Below are 16,551 nucleotides of genomic sequence, written 5' to 3' on the forward strand. Positions count from 1 at the left end.
AGGGACGCCCACGGCGCTTCCATGAAATCCGGAGCGCGAGTTTTCGTTAGCCGGAACAGGCCCAGATAGCTCAGTTGGTAGAGCAGCGGACTGAAAATCCGCGTGTCGGTGGTTCGAATCCGCCTCTGGGCACCATTTCCCCCTAAGCCGCTGATTTTCCTGAAGCGTTATTTTCCAAGGGTTTGACCCACCTCGACTGTCATACACGCTGTGATACAGTCGAGGAATGGACGACATGCGCAAGATACCAAACACAATCATCCGAAATGGCATCTACTATGTTCATGTCCGCGTGCCGAAAGACCTCATAGAGAGTTAGCCGCCCTGCTTGGGGCAAGAGTTGTCGAAGGTGACGATGGCCCAGCGGTTCTGGCGCAAGGCCAACTTCCGCATCCATCCGGTCCTCTCCCCGAACTTGGCGCGGCACCAGGCGCCGTCGGTCGCCGTCATGCACAGTTCGGTCGTGACGCAGGTTTGCGACGGAACCACGCCGACCACCTCAGCGTCGTCGCGCGCCTCGGCGCGGACGTTCAGGTTAACCAGGACCTGGACGCTGGCGCCTTCCGGCGCGGGAGGCGCGGCCTGTGCCGCATCCGCGCACTTGCTGGTGAAGCCCGAATAGAAGCAGCCCCCGGCCCGCTTGGCAGTCTTGAGCATGGCCGCCGTTCCGGCAACACCGACCTTCTCGAAGATCAGGGGAGCGCCCGATACGCTGGTGCCGCTGATCCGCCGCTGGTTGCCGCCAAGACGGGCGATCACCGCTCCGGCCGCATCGAACAGGGCCATCTGACCCTCGCTCACGCCCCAGGAACTGACCAGAGCGGCATCGCCGCGGCAGCCCAGCCCCTTAATGGCGAAGCGGCCGTTCGCATCGGCTGTCGACCCCAGCGCCATGTGGCAAGTTGAGGGAAGGTTGGAATAGCGCGCATCAACGAGCTGCCAGGTGCCGCTGAATGCCTGAACGAACTGGTCCACGGACTGCGCCCGTACCACCGTGGCCGGGAACGACATGCCCGCCACGGCCAGAACGACGGTCAAAAATCTCGCAACCTTCATGATGCCCTCTCCGCTGCGCAAAAGTCGAAAATTAGGGAGCTAGCGACTTCCTCAGGGCTCGCCCGCCGAAACCTCGGCCTGGCCGACGACCCTGCCGTCCTGCCGGAGAACAACCCTGATGGAGATGTGGTCGCCCTTGGCGAGAGACAGCGCAGTCCTGGCTATGTCCTGGGATTGGCCGGCGGAGAGCCTCAGTGTGCGGTTCTGGCGCGTGGTCATCGTGCCCGAGCCGCCCGTCCGGTCGATCTCAACCGAGCCCTCGATCTCCACAACGCCAAGGCCGACGGCCGATGCAGTGATCTGGACCCCGGCGCCCGTGGGCACGATGGCGATGGAGGGGACCGCGACGGCGCCTCCGTGCTGCGCCACCGCGCCGCCTGCACCGCAGGCGGCGGCAAGACCCACGACGAGTGCAGCCGCGCCGCGCATCGCTAGAAACCGGTCTGGGTGATCGAAACTGTTCCCGGCGCCGTCGAGAACACCTGCATGCCTGTCACGCCGACCGGGCTAAGATTGTTGCCGTTCTGCGTGATGGTCACGGCGGTGTTGGCCGCCACGGACGTGGAGAAGGTGTTGCCGTTGCCGTTCTGAACTATCTCGCCGCTGCCACCAGAACCCACGGTGAGTGAGTTGGCATTGCCGCTGCCGTTCTGCACGATCAGACCGGTTGCGCCACCGCCTACGGTCAGCGATGCATCGTTGCCATCGCCGAGCTGCAGGACGGCGCCAAGGGAATCGGCTCCAAATGCGCTCAACTGAGCCGAATTGCCCAACGTCCCGCCAGCCGAATTGTCCTGGAGAAGAAACAACTGACCACCATCGCCTTCGATGGTCAGCGTTGCGGTGTTGCCCTGGCCTGTCTGAAGCGCGGACGGCGCAGTCGCCTGGTCCATCCGGTACAGGTCGCCGACAGCAAGCGTGCCGCCGAGCGCGTTATCGATCATCTGCTGCGTCGGGCCGGCGACAAGCGAACCGGTGGCGCGCGACTGGTCTGACGACAGGACGTTTCCCTCGAGCGCGCCAGGAGGGCTGGTCTGGATGATCTTCAGGACGTTATTGTCGCCAGCAAAGGCCGGAGAGGAACATAAGACGAGAGCGCTCGCCAGAACAGCCGTAGATTTGCGCATGATGCGAACAAGCTCCCTGTGTTGCGTCACCAGGATGTCTGCGAGACGCCGACCGTATTGCCGTTTCCGGACTGTGAAAATCCCACGACGTTATTTCTTCCGGCTTGGGTGACGGCTGCCTGATTTGCCATGCCCGAGATCGAGGCTGTAAGCCGGTTGCCGCTGCCCTCCTGCGCGAAAGCGAAGAGATTGTAGCTGCCGGTTACGCTGGCGATGATGTGGTTGTCGAATCCGCTCTGTGTGATCGAACCGGGCGTGAGGCCAGCCGAGAGGATCGCTCCGATGAAGGACGGGCCAAGCGGGCCGCCGTTGAAATCGCTCTCGATGTTGACGTCGATCACGTTCGCCGCGCCGAGACCGTGGTGGGCCTGAAGAACGGACACCGCATTGAGGCTGCCGCTCACGTCGAGCATGAGCGAATTGGACAACCCGTGCTGGGCCAGGATAACCAGTTCGTTGCCGGCCTGGGCAGGCGCCGACGCCAAGACGACGCCCGCAACAAAGACAGAATGCAGATTCATTGTTACAGTCCCCTCGTAATGTGGGGAGATCATCGCAAGTGCTGCCTAATATCCGGGCCTCGGGATCGATCAAAGTTGAAGCAACGTCGCTTTCTCCGGTCCGACCGAAGACAAGGTCATTGCTGGAGCACGACGGCGCTCTGCCAGAACCAGCCTGAGGCGCCACGCCACCGAACTGGTTGCTGTCGCCGTGCACCGACGCCAGGAGGGTAAGCGCCGCGCCGCCCTTTGCGTTGGAGAACGGATTGAGAGGGTCCATGAGCATCGTCAACGCACCGGCGCTATCGAGGCCACATAGTCACGTTGCCGGGCCGCCTTCGGAGTCGCGGCAGGGTTTGGCGCCGTCGCCGCGCCGGCGACCGCAGGCGAAGCCTCGGGAACGGCCACGCCCGGCTCAAGCGAGCCGACGGTTTCGTCCGGCGCTGCGGGAGGCGGAGCCACGGGAACGGGCGCGCCCGGCGGCGGAGCCGCCAGGGCCGGAGTCGTGCGTCGCGGCGCAGCCGCCGCGCGCGGCCATGCGGCTGTCGTCTCGACGACGTCCGCGGCGTTGCGTGTCTTGGGCGGCGGCACGATTTCAGCGGCCGCGGTCAGCTTGGTGCCATACTTCTCGTTGCGGTAGTCGGCTATCAGCTCGCGTCCTGCATCCCGGTCCTCGAACGACCAGACACCGAGTTCGGCGCCCTCGATGATCATACCCATCACCGCCTTCTCGATGGCCTGCTGCACGGCGATCTGCTTGGGCTCGTTCTGGGTGACGCCCGCCTCAGCCTCGAGGATCTTGTCCAGGGCGACATAGCGGAATGCACCGCCCTGCAGCGCGTAGGAGGCGATCATCTTGTGAACCGCCACGCTGGACAGCACCTCTCCCGTGTTCGTCGAAACAGCCCGCAATGTGACGGTCACAGTGTCCTGCTGCCACTTCACATCGCCGCCGATGCCCAGGTAGCGCGCGCCGATGCCGCCCGTCATGGTGTTGGTGTCGTAACCGGTGATTCCGCCCTGGAGGATGATGCCCGCGTGATCGAGCGGCGGCAGGACCCGCGCGTCGATACGCTGCTCGTTGCGGTAGAGCCGCCGCATCTCGGTGACGATCTGCCGTTCCTTGAGCAGGTCGTCAAGGCGGGCACGGTCGAGCACAGTGAACCAGCGCTTCTCGCCAGCATCCTGCAAGGCCTTGATCAGCATGGGCGCACCGCCCTGGGTGACAGCCCGCGACAGGGTCTGGACGTTCTCGCGTTCCTTGTACTGGCCGGTGAGATCGGGGAAATCGTAGACGGCGACGGTAATTCGCTTCGAGGGGGCCGGGATGGTGCGCAGGCTGTGGCTCTGCTTCGTCACAGGCGTATAAACAGGCTGCAGAACGCCTTCGGTCGGCACCGCTTGGCATCCGCCAAGCACTGACACGAGTGCGCCTACGACGGCGACCCTTGCGATCTTTGTCCCAAAGCGCCGGCTTTTCGGCATGTCGCCCTCCCGTGAGGCCGCTGCCCGCACTCGCACTGATCCATCCCGCATCGAAATCAATTGAGCCCCGGGCTGAGCGACGTGCTCGACGTCAGGTCGCCGCTCAGGGCGCCGGTGTTCAATCCGCCGGACAGAGCGTTGCCCGACTCCAGGCCACCAGCGCCCTGCATGAGGGAATTCACGGTGTTGTTTGTCGCGACCAGCAGGGGCACCACGATCTCGGTGACGCCGGTCGGGTCAGTGATGATCAGCCGGATCGAATCGACGGTCCGCTCGAAGGTGACGGTCGTCTCACCGAAACGGACCGTACCCGAGTCCTGGGGATTGTCACCGAAGATCGCCTCGGTAACCTGATTCGCGAGCCCCGAAAGCAGGCGGCTCTGGAGCTGGCGGATGAAGAGGTCCGCGTCGGTGGAGCCCGGATCGCTCGGATCCGTCGAATCCGTGCCCGGGCCTGGCGTGCGGGCCGTGGCCGTACGCTGGGCGTTGGCGAGGCCGAGCAGGTGAGACGAATTCAGCGGGCTGCCGCCGAAGGAGGGGTTGACCGGAGTGTAAACCATATCCTGAGCGACCGAACCGCCCGCGGCAGCCAGAACAACGCCAGCGGTCAGAAGCGCCGCACAAGCAGTCTTCATCATCTCATCTCCCCCAACACCTTGCGAATGAAAACCGCCATAACGGCGTTTCTTGCAAACACTTCCAGGCACCGTTTCCGCCACCCTGCCGCTTTTCCCCAACGTACATGGCAGGATCGCTATTTGCGCCTGCGCCCGGCCTCACTGCGCTTTTACGGGACGTGCTGGCGGGGCGGCCTGGCAACCCTACTGCGAGACGCCGATGCTGTTTGAGCTGCCGATCTGGCTGAACGATGCATAGTTGCTGTTCCCCGCCTGGACGATCGCGACCTCGTTGCCGGTTCCCATGACCGACCCGTCGATCGTGTTGCCGCCGCCGATCTGGGCGAAGGCGAACTCGTTCAGATTGCCGACGACGTCATAGGTCAGGCTGTTGCCCGACAGCGCCGAGGACGAGTCCTGAAGCGCCCTGCCCGCCACGAGTTGACCGCCAGACGTGCTGACCAGCAATCCCGCGGCGCCGGTCAGGCTGCCACTGCCGTTCGAGTCCCCCTGGAAGGTCATGCTGACCGTATTGAAGCTGCCGTTCTGGTCGATCGCTACATCGTTCTGGTCGCCGAAGATGTCGACAGAGCCGGTATTCACGTCTCCTGTCTGACTCAGCGTGACCTCGTTGGCATTGCCGTTCGCCAGCGCCACCGCGTCGTTGAAGGTGCCGTCCTGATCGACGTCGAACTGGTTGCCGTCCCCGTAGATCTCGATGAGCGCGCTGTTGATGGCGCCGTCCTGGGCGAGCGTTGCGCCGTTGAGGTTTCCGGTGACGACCATCCCGCCCGTATTGCTGCCCTCCTGGTCGACCGCCACGTCGTTCTGGTCGCCCTGGATGTCGACTGTCGCTTCGTTGGAGCCGGCCGCGCCGAGTTGATCGACGACAAGGTTGTTGCTGTTTCCATCGACGCGGATCCCGGCTTCATTACCGAAGGAGGAGATGGCTTCCTGGTCGAGCGAAACGACGTTGAGGTTTCCGGTGACGAACACCTCGCCCGTATTGCTGCCGTCCTGGTCCACCGCCACGGCGTTCTCGTCGCCGAGAATGTCGACGGTCCCGTAGTTGCTGCCGATCACGCCCAGCTGGTCGAGCGAAATCGTGTTGGCGTTCCCGTCGACGTCGATCTCGCCGACATTGCCGAACGAAGCGAGGCTGTCCTGGTTCAGGACCACCGCATTGTCGTCGCTGCTGCCGGCGGTCCGGGATCCGATCAGGACCTCGCCGAGATTGGCGATTCCGATCTGGCTCAGTGTAAGTTCGTTGGAGTTGCCGTTCGCAAACGCCAGCGCCTCGTTTGCCTCGCCAATCTGGGCAATGCCGAACTGGTTGCTGTCTCCGCGGATCTCGAGTTCGGCGCTGTTGACGTCGCCTTCCTGCGATACCGCGACCTGATTGGCATTTCCGTCCACAGTGCCGACGATCCGGTTACCCAGCCCGTCCTGGACGAAGCCGAACAGGTTGCCGTCGCCGGTCGCGACATAGCTCAGGTCGTTGCCTTCCCCGGTCTGGCGAATGCGCGACTGGGAGATCCCCACGCCCAGCGCCACCCCGGTGAAGACGCCGGACGTCACCCCGTTGCCGGCACCCGAGAAGGTCAGCCTCGCGGTGTTGTCCAGGGTGCCGGTGTTGGTCTGGCTCAGCTCGCGAATCTGGTTGCCATTGCCGCCGCCCTGGGTCACCGACGCGACGTTCGTGCCGCCGCTCGAGGCGCTGTTGATCTGCGTCGCCGTGTAGACGAGCTGGGAATTGCCAGTCTGGTTGACGGTCAGCTGGTTGCCGAAGCCGGTCTGGTGCGCGCCACTGCCGTCATTGCGCGGGCCGCTGCTGGTGTTGCCCACGCGCGAAGACTGGCCGGTCTGGGCGATGGTGACGTCGTTGGAACCGTCCGCGGCGCCGCCGGTGAAGGTCTGCCGCAAGTTGGAGACGCGTGCCGACCAGCCGCCGTTCTGGGTGATCGTTGCGTTGTTGGAAGAGGTCGTCGCAGACGTGCCGCCATTCTGCTGCACCTCGAAGACGGCCTGGTTGGCACCCGTCTGATCGATTCGCAGATAGTTGGAGTTTCCGATCTGGTCGATGCCAAGACCCGCCTGGTCGCCCGGCGCTCCTGCCCGGTTGATCTGGTTGCGCGGCGGGCTGTTCACGTTCGAGTCATGCGTCTGGTTGATGATCAGCTCGTTGTCGGTGCCGTCCTGCCGGATTCGCTGCGTCGTGTGTCCGGCTCTGTTGCCGACGGCTGAACCGTTCGACTGGCCCTGGACGATGGAGGCCGAGTTACCGTCGCCGATCTGGTCGATATAGGCCTCGTTCTCGCCTGCGAGTGCCGCCCCCATGAGAAGTCCGACCGCCGTGGTGGTCGCAAGTGTCAGCTTGAATGTCATCGTGTAACCCCTGTCACGCGGTTGAATGTTGCTCGAAGACGGCGGCCGGGCGGCTTCCCGCCCGGCCGATAGTGCTTACTGCGAGACTGAGAGGCTGTTCGAGCCGCCACCGTTCTGGGTGAACGACGTCACGTTGTTCGACCCGTTCTGCAACACGGCGACCTGGTTTCCATCGGATGCGCCGGCGTTGCCGACGAGGCCGGTGATGGAGTTGCCGCCACCGATCTGAGCAAAGGCGAACTGGTTCAGATTGCCGATGGCCTCATAGGTCAGGCTGTTCCCCGTCAGGGCCGAGGACGAGTCCTGAAGAGCCCTGCCCGCCACGAGGAGGCCGCCCGAACTGCCGGCCAGAGCTCCCGCAACGCCAGTCAAGCCGTTGGCGCCGTTCGTGTCACCCTGGAAGGTGATGAGGGCCGTGTTGAAGCTGCCAATCTGGCTGATCAGCGCTTCGTTGCCATTGCCGGTCGCCAGAGCCAGCGCATCGTTCAACGTGCCGGACTGGACCACGGCCAGCTCGTTGCTGTCTCCGAGGATCTCGATCTGCCCGTTGTTGAAGTCGGCGGTCTGGTCGAGCGATGCGGTGTTGAGGTTTCCGACCACCGACACCAAGCCCTCGTTCCTGCCGACCTGGTCGACCGTCACCTGGTTCGTGTCGCCGAAGACGTCGACGAGCACGTTGTTGCCGTAATCGAGACTGGTCACGCCGAGCTGGTCGACGGAAATCGTGTTGGTGTTTCCATCGACGAGAATCTCGGCTTGATTGCCGAGCGAGGCGCCGCTGTCCTGGTTCAGAGCCACGACATTGTCGTCGCTGCCGCCGTTCCGGTCGCCGATCAGGATCTGGCCGATATTGGTGCCTCCTGTCTGGCTCATCGTGACGTCGTTGGCGTTGCCGGTCGCCCGCGCCGTCGCCTCGTTGTAATCGCCGGACTGGTCACCGTCGAACTCGTTGTCGTGCCCGATGATCTCGAGCAGCGCGCTGTTGACGGCTCCGTCCTGGTCCAGCGTTGCGTCGTTGGCGTTTCCTACGACGTACACGTCGCCCTGATTGCTGCCGTTCTGGTCGACAGCCACGTCGTTGTCGTCGCCCTGGATGTCGACGCCCGCATCATTGTAGCCGGTCGCGCCGAGCTGATCGACCGACACCGTGTTGCCGTTTCCGTCGACCAGGATCTCGGCGTCATTGCCGAACGAGGAGCCGGTGTCCTGGTTCAGGACCACCAGGTTCTCGTCGCTGGCGCCGTCCCGGTCTCCGATCGCGATCCGACCGATATTCGCGTCGCCCGTCTGGCCCACCGCGAACTCGTTGGCGTTGCCGGTCGCCCGAGCCACCGCGTCGTTCCCCGAGCCGGACTGGTCGATGCCGAACTGGTTGCCGTCACCGAGAATGTCGAGCAGCAGGCTGTTGCCGTTGCCTTCCTGCTTGATCAGGCCCTGCGTCACCGAGGACGAGGTGGTGACGAAGGTGCCGAAGCCGGTCGTGCCGTTCGAGTTGCCGACCTGCGACGCGTCCGCGGTGTTGCCATCGCCGACCTGCGATCCGTCGATCGCGTTGCCGTCGCCGTCCTGGCTCATGGCCGTCGCATTGCCCTGACCGTCCTGGACCGAGGCGCCGATGCGGTTGCCTGCCCCGGTCTGACTCAGGTTGGCGTCGTTGCCGCCGCCGGTCTGCGTGACTCCGCCGCTGACGGAGTCAGCGTTGCCGGTGCCGATGATGTTGCCGCCGGCGCCTTCGCTGGTCTGGGTGATCGCCACAGTGTTGGCAGCACCCGAGACATGCGTCTGTGCGATGCCGGTGACGGTGGAGAGCCCATCCACCGGCTCGCCCGAAGCGGTCTGCTGGGTGACGGTCGCGCTGTTGAGCGTCCCCGAGCCGCTTGCGCTGCCCTGGTTGATCTGGTTGACGCGGTTGCCGTCGGAAAGCTGGTCGATGACCAGCACATTGCCGTCGCCGGTCTGGTCGAGGCCGGTGCCGCGGGTACCCACCTGGTTGCGGTTGCCGGCCTGCCCGACGTCGAGGCTGTTGCCCGAGCCGTTCTGGCTGGCCGCGTCGGTCGCGGTGCCGACTTCGTTCTCGTCGCCGGGACCCTGCACCACCATGCCGGTGTTGCCGCCGCCCGTCTGCGAGACGTTAGCGAAGTTGTCGTCGGCCCAGGCCGGCGCAGACACCAGCGCCATCGCCGTCGCGGCCAGAAGTGTCGAAGCGAAACGTTTGGATGAGAGTAGTGCGGTCTTCTTCATTTTGGTTATCCCCAACTAGAGGTTTGAGAGATATCGATGCCGGTCGCGCCCGGATGCCGGAAGCCGGATTGGAGCGCGGGGACACCGTCAATTTGTTGAACCTTGGCGTCTGCAACGTGTCCTAAGCCGCGCACACTGCTTGCGGCTTCAAACTGAATAGACGCACCATGCTTCTGCAAATGGACGCCGGAGCAGGCGAACCTGGCTCCGGCGTCATAAGACCTCTACGGCTTGGCAACTGCCGCCATAGCGGCGCGCGCCTGCTCGACCAGATCGACGCCGATCTTTTCGCTGTACTCTTTCACGACAGGCGCAACGCGTTCGGTCATGGCTGCGAGCGCTTCAGGCGTGGGTTGGGAAATCTCGAAGCCCTTCGCCGCGAGCTCCGCCTCCAATTTCCCTGCCTCCTTGCGAGAAAGATCCCGTTGGAAGGCTGCCGATTCCTTCGCAGCTTCCATGACGGCTGCCTTGTCCTCCTCGGAGAGGCTGCCAAACCATTTCTGGCTCGCGAGAAGAACAAACGGCGTATAGACATGGCCCGTCTTGGTCAGATACTTCTGCACCTCATAGAACCTTGCGGTGTAGATAAGAGCGTACGGCGTCTCCTGGGCATCGACGGCGCCATTTTCGAGCGCGCTGTACAGCTCAGGCCAAGGAAGCGGCGTCGGATTGGTTCCCAAAGCCGTCCAGGTCGCAATGAACAACGGGTTGGGTATGACGCGGATGTTGATCCCTGCCATATCGTCCACCGTTTTGACGGGACGAACCTTGTTGGTCATGTGGCGGAAGCCGTTGTCCCACCACGCCAGACCGACGATGCCGGTCTTTTCCTTCAGTTGTGCAAACAGCTGCTCGCCGACCGCGCCGTCCATGACGGCATCGACCGCGGCGAAGTCCTTGTAGAAAAACGGAAGATCGTAGATCATGAATTGCGGAACGACGCCGACCAGGTTGGGCGTGGGGCCAACCATGATATCGATGAAGCCGGCCTGAACCGACGCCTGCATCTCGGGCTCGCTGCCGAGCACGCCATTTCCGAACGTGTCGATCTTGATGCGCCCGCCCGTCTTCTCTTCCACCAGCTTCGCAAAATAGCGCGAAGCCTGTCCGACCGGATGGTCTTCCGTAGGCACGTAGCCCAGGCGCGGGTTCTGAGCCATGGCCGGAGCGGCGGCCAAGATCCCTCCCAGCAGCGCCGCAGTCAGAAACAATACTTTCTTCATAGTTCAACCTCCCAAGAATTGGTTCAAAGGAACCAGAATGCAGGAACTGCAACCACTAAGGAACAGGACCGGCGGTACGAGAATGGCCTATTCGGCCAAGACTAACGATATGGCGTCCCTGGCTGCTGAAGCGGACGGTACGCCGCTTCTGCTACGGCGCCGACGAGCCTCCGACGGGCGGTGTGATCAATTCTACGGCCACGATGAACGCGCCCCCGCGAATACACCCCGGCCGATGCTCCCCCGCGCCAAAGTCAGGTCAGACCAACGGCCCGCCCTCACGATGAGGACGGGCCACCGGCAACATCAATCAAGCCATCCCTTGCCCGAGATCGGGGGCATCGGTGGGTTGGGCTGGCTGGCAGTCGGCGGCCAGTTATGCGTACCGGTCGGGAAGGGATTGATGGCAATCCGCGTGTCACTCCCCGGACAATAGTTCGCCGCCGAGTGCCACCGGCCGGCCGGGACATAGACAATGTCGCCGGCCTCCGAGACGAAGCCCGGCAGGCCTTCGAGGTTGTATTGGATCTGACCTTCCATGATGAACCAGAATTCACCATAGTTGATGTGCCTGTGTCCGAGCGCCGTGGGGGACTGCATATTGCAGTTGAACGCCTGGCCGCGGATGGCGTTAACGAACAAGCCAGGGGCGGTTACGAATGCGCCGCCCGAGGGCGAAGCAAGGAAATCCCTGAAAGTAGAATTGCCCGTCCCAAGGGCTTCTGCACCCGGATCCTGTCGCGTCAACGCCCAGGTCATCCCCGGCTGCGGCTTAGGCAAGGTTGCCGCCGCCTGCGGGTAAGTGATCTTGGCGTCCGCGGTGAAGACCTCGAAGTGCAAGGACGGCACCGCGCCGACGTTCTTCATCTGGAACTGCGTACGCGCGGGAACCTGGACCATAAAGCCTTTGGTGGCCGTAAACGGCGCCTCGCTCCCGATCGTGAACTCGACCGAACCTTCCCAGACAATGAAGGCCGCGCGGGTATCCGATATGAACATGGCCGGCGACTGATCACCGACCGCCAACTGAACCCATGAAGCCCGCAGGTGCGCGTCGCTGACGATCTCCTGGTGCCAAGTCTTGGACTGATTGGCGGGAGAAATCTTGGCGCGCACGTCGGCTATCGTCGTGTGTGGCTTGTTCGGGGCCTTGTATGGTGCCAGCGCCACCGGCTTTGGCGTCCAGGTGAACACCGTCTGTGCGAGCGCCGCGGTGGACGATACCGCCCCGATCGCCAGCGCGGCCACCACGGCCAATCCGCCTTTCCATAGGTTCATGAGAGTCACTCCTCCGTTTTCTGCTTGACCGATGGTGACACCGCGAATCTGACCGAAACCCCAAGCATCGACCGATCAGAAAAATCCACAATGTGGACGCGATGTCCAACAATGCATATTGGGCAGACTATTAATGGGTTGTCAACGCCTCACCGCGGCGCTTCAGGGCCTGTCGATCGGATGCTTGCCTGTTGGGTTAACGTGCATGGATCATAACGTCCGCTGACAGTGCAGGAGGCCTCGGCGGCTGATCGGAGGCTGTCTAGGGTACGGGTGTGATCGCCGCTCCACTCTGGAACCAGGCGATCACGTTCTGGGCCACGAGGTCCGCCATTGCGGTGCGCGTACTGACCGACGCGGACCCGATATGCGGCAGGATCGTCAGGTTATCGAGCGCCAGCAGGTCTTCGGAGACATTGGGTTCATCCGCGAGCACGTCGAGGCCGGCCGCCGCAATGGCTGCTGTGCGCAGGGCGCCGATCAGTGCATCCTCGTCCACGACGGTTCCGCGGCCTACATTGATGAACACGCCCTCGGGCCCGAGGGCGGACAGCACCTCGGCATTCACGCTGTTTGCGGTCGACAGGTCGCCCGGCACGATGGAGATGAGTACATCGACGGCACTGGCAAGTTCCAGCAGTGAAGGAAAGTAGTCGTACGCAACCCCCTCCGCCGGGCGCCGGCTGTGATAGCCAACAGGAAGCCCAAACGCTTCAATTCGTCGGGCAATGCAGCGACCGATCCGCCCCATTCCGTAGATGCCGACCCTGCGGTTCCGCAGTGTCAGACGGCTAAGCGGGTAGTCGGATGCTTTCCACCGACCCCCGCGAACGAAGGCTGCCGCCTTGGGTATCTCGCGCACGACGCTGATAAGGAGCCCCAACGTGAGATCGGCGACCTCCTCGTTCAGGACATCAGGGGTGTTCGTGACGACGACGTTCTTGCTGCGTGCGTAGGCAGCATCCACCGCGTCGTAGCCGACGCCGTAGCTGGCGATGATCTCAAGGTTGGGAAGGGCGTCTATGAACTGCCGATCGATTGTGGCGCGACAGGCCACGCCACGAATTGACGCCCGCACCTCCGGGGACAGATGGGCGTGAATGTCACAGTCAGGGGTTTCGACCAGGCTGAAATGCGTTCCGAGCATGCAGCGGGCATGCTCGTGCATCCAGCCTGGTATCAACACGGTGGCGGCGGGTTTCGACAAAGGCTTTCCTCCGGTTCGGGGTGTCACTGCCGGCACGAATGGCCGCAGGTGAATCAGGGTTTTCGCACGGGAGGCCTTTGGATTGCGCAATGCGCCGATAGTGAGCCGCGGACTTGATTTTGGCTTCGAGTTCGCGGCGGCTGGCCAGTTCCTCCGGCGCAATCGGCATGTCAGCGGTTCCTGTACCATGTCCTCCAAGGTCGTCATCGATGTGACCATATTGTGGTCAGTTTGTCCAAAATTCTGATAGGGGCCTGCAACCTCTTTGTCAAGATGGCGGGAACGCCGCAACCACAAGGTGGAGCTTGACAAGTGTGCCGTTCCACCTAATGCTTGGGCAGATTGTCCATATTATGGACGGAGCGATTCCAAAAAGGTCGCACGTCGCATTCACCGGCTGCACGAAATGTGCCGAATGCCAGACGGTGGCTGCAGCGATGCATGTGCGGAATGTCAAGGAGAGTGGCAGCGTGAACAATATAAACTACCTTACAAATATCAATTTCGGGCTTGGAGCAGCCGAGTCACTGGCAGAAATTTTGGACGAACTCGGCGTGTCCCGCCCTTTGGTGATCAGCGATCACGGCATCAAATCCGCTGGTTTGCTTGAGCGTCCGGTATTCGAGTTCCTGAGAACAGCGCCGATCTTCCTGGACGTTCCCTCCAACCCGACTGAGAGCGCAGTTGCTGCCGGTCTCGCGCTATACAGGCAAGGCGGCTGCGATGGGGTAGTGGCGATTGGCGGAGGCTCTCCGATCGACCTGGCCAAGGGCGTGGCGCTGCTTGCCACGCACGATGGTGAACTTGAGCGTTATGCAGCGATCCTGGGCGGGGTGGCACGCATCACTGGCGCGGTAGCGCCGCTTGTGGCCATCCCGACAACGGCGGGTACGGGGTCCGAAGTTGGACGCGCGGCACTGATTACACTGGATGACGGCCGGAAGCTCGGATTTATCAGCCCGCACCTCATCCCGCGCAGGGCGATCTGTGACCCGGGGTTGACGATGGGGCTCCCCCCGGCTCTGACGGCCTCGACAGGGCTCGACGCACTGTCGCATTGTATCGAGACGTATCTTTCCCCCCGCTATAATCCGCCTGCCGAGGCAATTGCCACCGACGGCTTCCAACGGATATGGAAGGCTTTGCCTGTCGCCTACGCAGACGGCGCGAACGCGGAGGCGCGGACCGAACTCATGATGGGTGCCCTCGAAGGGGGCATGACGTTTCAGAAGGGGCTTGGCGCCGTCCATGCGCTTAGCCATGCATTGGGCGGTCTCAAGGAGGCTAAGCTCCATCATGGGACGCTCAACGCCATCCTGATGCCGACCGTCCTTCGGTGGAACGTGGAAGTTCAAGCCGTGGCTCAGAAGGTCGACTACCTCGAGCGCCTGGCGGGACTTGAACATACAACGCTCGCAGATGCACTGGACGGGTTGAACAGTAGTCTTGGCATTACGCCCAGATTGTCCGAACTGGGGGTTCCCCGGCACGTCATCGATTGGGTGTGTGAGCGAGCCATTGCAGACCACAGCCATCCCACAAATCCACGTTCGCTGACCAAGGAAGACTACGCCGCGATCCTTGAGACCGTTTTCTAGGCTGCGAATGCCCTCAAAGGAGGAGCGAGGAGGTAATTCCGTGAGACCGATCGTGATCGTAACGGGCGCAAGCCACGGCATCGGTGCCGCAACGGCGCGGCTGTTCGCCGTTGAAGGCTACGATGTTTGCATAAACTATCTTTCGGATGCTGCCGCTGCATCCGAAGTCGTTGAGCACTGCAACGCCGCAGGCGCCCGCGCCATCGCGGTACAGGGAGACGTGGGCAAGAGGGAGGACATCGAGGCCCTGTTCAGTGCCTGCGACGATGCACTGGGGCGAGTGACCTGCCTGGTTAATAATGCCGGGATCATTGGGAAAGCCTGCAGAATCGATGAGTTGCAGCCCGCGGTGCTGGAAAACACCTTCAGGACCAACGTCTTCGCCGTCATGTACTGTATACAGGAAGCCGCGAAACGCATGTCCAACCGCAAGGGCGGCAGAGGCGGGACGATTATCAACATGTCTTCGCTCGCCGCCTTCCTCGGCAGCCCGAACGAATATGTGCATTATGCCGCAAGCAAGGGTGCAGTGGAATCCATCTCCATCGGCGCGGGGAAAGAACTGGCGCCGGAGGGCATCCGTGTGAATGCCATACGTGTCGGGACCACCAACACGCGGATACACACACAAGGCGGAAACCCCGAGCGACCAGCCAGGATTGCGGCGGCAACCCCCATGGGGCGCATCGCGGAGCCTGAAGACATCGCGCGCGCGGCCCTGATGCTTGCGTCTCCTGGCGCGGGGTTCATGACAGGCACCCTGATCACGGTGTCCGGGGGGCTCTGATGCTCCGCGGTCGGGATATTCCGCTGGGAGTGCCAGGCTGGCCTGGCACTCCTGCTGAGACCAGTCGCGCCCCATCCACGGGCATTCATTCCAGCTCAATTGCCGCGCGACGCCAGTCAAGCACTCTGTAAGGTGCCTCGTCCGCGTTCGATACAAGTATCAATGCCTCGAAAGATTCGCTGTAGCCGGACCGCAGGGTCGTCCTGAGATCGACGCGCCAGCTCGGTGCCGGCTTCAGTGTGTTGAAGGTCACCCCCGCCAGCGACTGATCGAGTTGCTCGCGCGACAGACGGCCGGCGTGGAAATCCTTGATCGCCTTTCGCACCGACGGCGGCAGGCCAGGAATGTCGCCCAGCAGTCCATCATCGAGCGCTTCCAGGCGAACGCCGGCCAATCCGGAGGAGACGGTGACATAGGGTTCGATGGCGATGGCCATGTCGGGCGTTATTCCCGGGAAGGCGGCCAATTCGGAGACCGTCTGAAACAGCTTTGTGTCGTTTCCAGCCTGCTGCGGAGCGGAACCGGCCGGCTGTCCGTTCGCCGGAGTCGGCCGGGCGCGGTGGCCGATGATCTTTGTCGCCAGATCCTCCGCGGTTCCGGGAGCGGCGCCGGCGGCTCGCAACGCGCCAACGATCAGCGGCCGCTCGGCGGTGTTGAGATCGATCCGCAATGCTTCATTTCTCGCAGAGATGGAAGCGACCCCGGCCGGCAGGGTGATCGTGGACGAAATCTGATCGCTCAGCTTGCCCACACTGTCGGGCGGGCCAGCGCGGATCTCGGCCGCGGCCTGCGACAGCCCGGCTTCCGCCAGAATGCGCGCCGACGCCTTGTCTTCCGTGACGCGCACACTGGCCACGACCCCGGTCATCTGCACGCGAAGTATGACGGCAAGGAATCCCAGAAAAATCATGATCCACAGGACGCTGACGAGGATTGCACCTCGCCGGGTCGTTGCCGAGTTCATGCCCACTGCCGCAAGACCCATTTCGGCCCCATGCTTCGCCACGAAAGGTGACGCCACGATCGCGTCGAAATCAAGACTTCGCT

14 protein-coding genes and 1 tRNA gene are annotated in these 16,551 nt (G+C 63.0%); 3 read left to right on the top strand and 12 right to left on the bottom strand.

Annotation, left to right across the window (positions count from 1 at the left end; translation table 11 throughout):
- Window positions 1-59: 59 nt before the first annotated feature.
- Window positions 60-135 (top strand) — tRNA-Phe (locus FJ942_RS07960).
- Between the two features lie 180 nt (window positions 136-315).
- Here the strand turns inward: FJ942_RS07960 and FJ942_RS07965 are convergent.
- From FJ942_RS07965 to FJ942_RS08015, 11 genes are all read right to left on the bottom strand, one after another.
- Window positions 316-1,056, bottom strand: coding sequence for an AprI/Inh family metalloprotease inhibitor (locus FJ942_RS07965; RefSeq protein ID WP_140501010.1), 741 nt, complete (start codon window positions 1,054-1,056; stop codon window positions 316-318).
- Window positions 1,057-1,107: 51 nt separating this feature from the next.
- Window positions 1,108-1,485, bottom strand: a complete 378-nt coding sequence (gene csgH / locus FJ942_RS07970) for a curli-like amyloid fiber formation chaperone CsgH (RefSeq protein WP_140501008.1) — start codon at window positions 1,483-1,485, stop codon at window positions 1,108-1,110.
- Window positions 1,486-1,487: 2 nt separating this feature from the next.
- Window positions 1,488-2,183: a hypothetical protein gene (locus FJ942_RS07975; RefSeq protein WP_140525781.1), complete on the bottom strand. Its 696-nt coding sequence runs from the start codon at window positions 2,181-2,183 to the stop codon at window positions 1,488-1,490.
- A 26-nt stretch (window positions 2,184-2,209) separates the two neighbouring features.
- Window positions 2,210-2,704 (bottom strand): hypothetical protein, encoded by a 495-nt coding sequence (locus FJ942_RS07980; protein WP_181169857.1) that lies wholly within the window; start codon window positions 2,702-2,704, stop codon window positions 2,210-2,212.
- 267 nt (window positions 2,705-2,971) lie between these two features.
- Window positions 2,972-4,168 (bottom strand): CsgG/HfaB family protein, encoded by a 1,197-nt coding sequence (locus FJ942_RS07985; RefSeq protein WP_181165454.1) that lies wholly within the window; start codon window positions 4,166-4,168, stop codon window positions 2,972-2,974.
- A gap of 56 nt (window positions 4,169-4,224) precedes the next feature.
- On the bottom strand, window positions 4,225-4,806 hold the full coding sequence (locus FJ942_RS07990; protein WP_210243341.1) for a curli assembly protein CsgF: 582 nt from the start codon (window positions 4,804-4,806) through the stop codon (window positions 4,225-4,227).
- Window positions 4,807-4,989: 183 nt separating this feature from the next.
- Entirely contained in the window at window positions 4,990-7,170 is a 2,181-nt protein-coding gene (locus tag FJ942_RS07995) for a hypothetical protein (protein WP_140897460.1), read from the bottom strand.
- 75 nt (window positions 7,171-7,245) lie between these two features.
- Entirely contained in the window at window positions 7,246-9,411 is a 2,166-nt protein-coding gene (locus tag FJ942_RS08000; RefSeq protein WP_140897461.1) for a hypothetical protein, read from the bottom strand.
- Window positions 9,412-9,635: 224 nt separating this feature from the next.
- On the bottom strand, window positions 9,636-10,634 hold the full coding sequence (locus FJ942_RS08005; RefSeq protein ID WP_140500995.1) for a TRAP transporter substrate-binding protein: 999 nt from the start codon (window positions 10,632-10,634) through the stop codon (window positions 9,636-9,638).
- Between the two features lie 306 nt (window positions 10,635-10,940).
- The gene (locus FJ942_RS08010; RefSeq protein ID WP_140500993.1) at window positions 10,941-11,912 is read right to left on the bottom strand and encodes a cupin domain-containing protein; all 972 of its coding nucleotides are present in this window, start codon (window positions 11,910-11,912) and stop codon (window positions 10,941-10,943) included.
- A gap of 262 nt (window positions 11,913-12,174) precedes the next feature.
- Window positions 12,175-13,119, bottom strand: coding sequence for a 2-hydroxyacid dehydrogenase (locus FJ942_RS08015; protein WP_246679722.1), 945 nt, complete (start codon window positions 13,117-13,119; stop codon window positions 12,175-12,177).
- A 470-nt stretch (window positions 13,120-13,589) separates the two neighbouring features.
- Between FJ942_RS08015 and FJ942_RS08020 the strand changes: the two genes are divergently transcribed.
- Window positions 13,590-14,717 (top strand): iron-containing alcohol dehydrogenase, encoded by a 1,128-nt coding sequence (locus FJ942_RS08020; RefSeq protein WP_181169859.1) that lies wholly within the window; start codon window positions 13,590-13,592, stop codon window positions 14,715-14,717.
- Window positions 14,718-14,757: 40 nt separating this feature from the next.
- Window positions 14,758-15,504 (top strand): SDR family oxidoreductase, encoded by a 747-nt coding sequence (locus tag FJ942_RS08025; protein WP_140525786.1) that lies wholly within the window; start codon window positions 14,758-14,760, stop codon window positions 15,502-15,504.
- Window positions 15,505-15,589: 85 nt separating this feature from the next.
- On the opposite strand, the gene FJ942_RS08030 is transcribed toward FJ942_RS08025, so the two are convergent.
- The gene (locus FJ942_RS08030; protein ID WP_181167615.1) at window positions 15,590-16,468 is read right to left on the bottom strand and encodes a type II secretion system protein GspK; all 879 of its coding nucleotides are present in this window, start codon (window positions 16,466-16,468) and stop codon (window positions 15,590-15,592) included.
- Window positions 16,469-16,551: the final 83 nt, after the last annotated feature.

The sequence above is a fragment of the Mesorhizobium sp. B2-4-2 genome (genome assembly GCF_006442845.1).
In the GTDB taxonomy this organism is placed as follows: Bacteria; Pseudomonadota; Alphaproteobacteria; order Rhizobiales; family Rhizobiaceae; genus Mesorhizobium.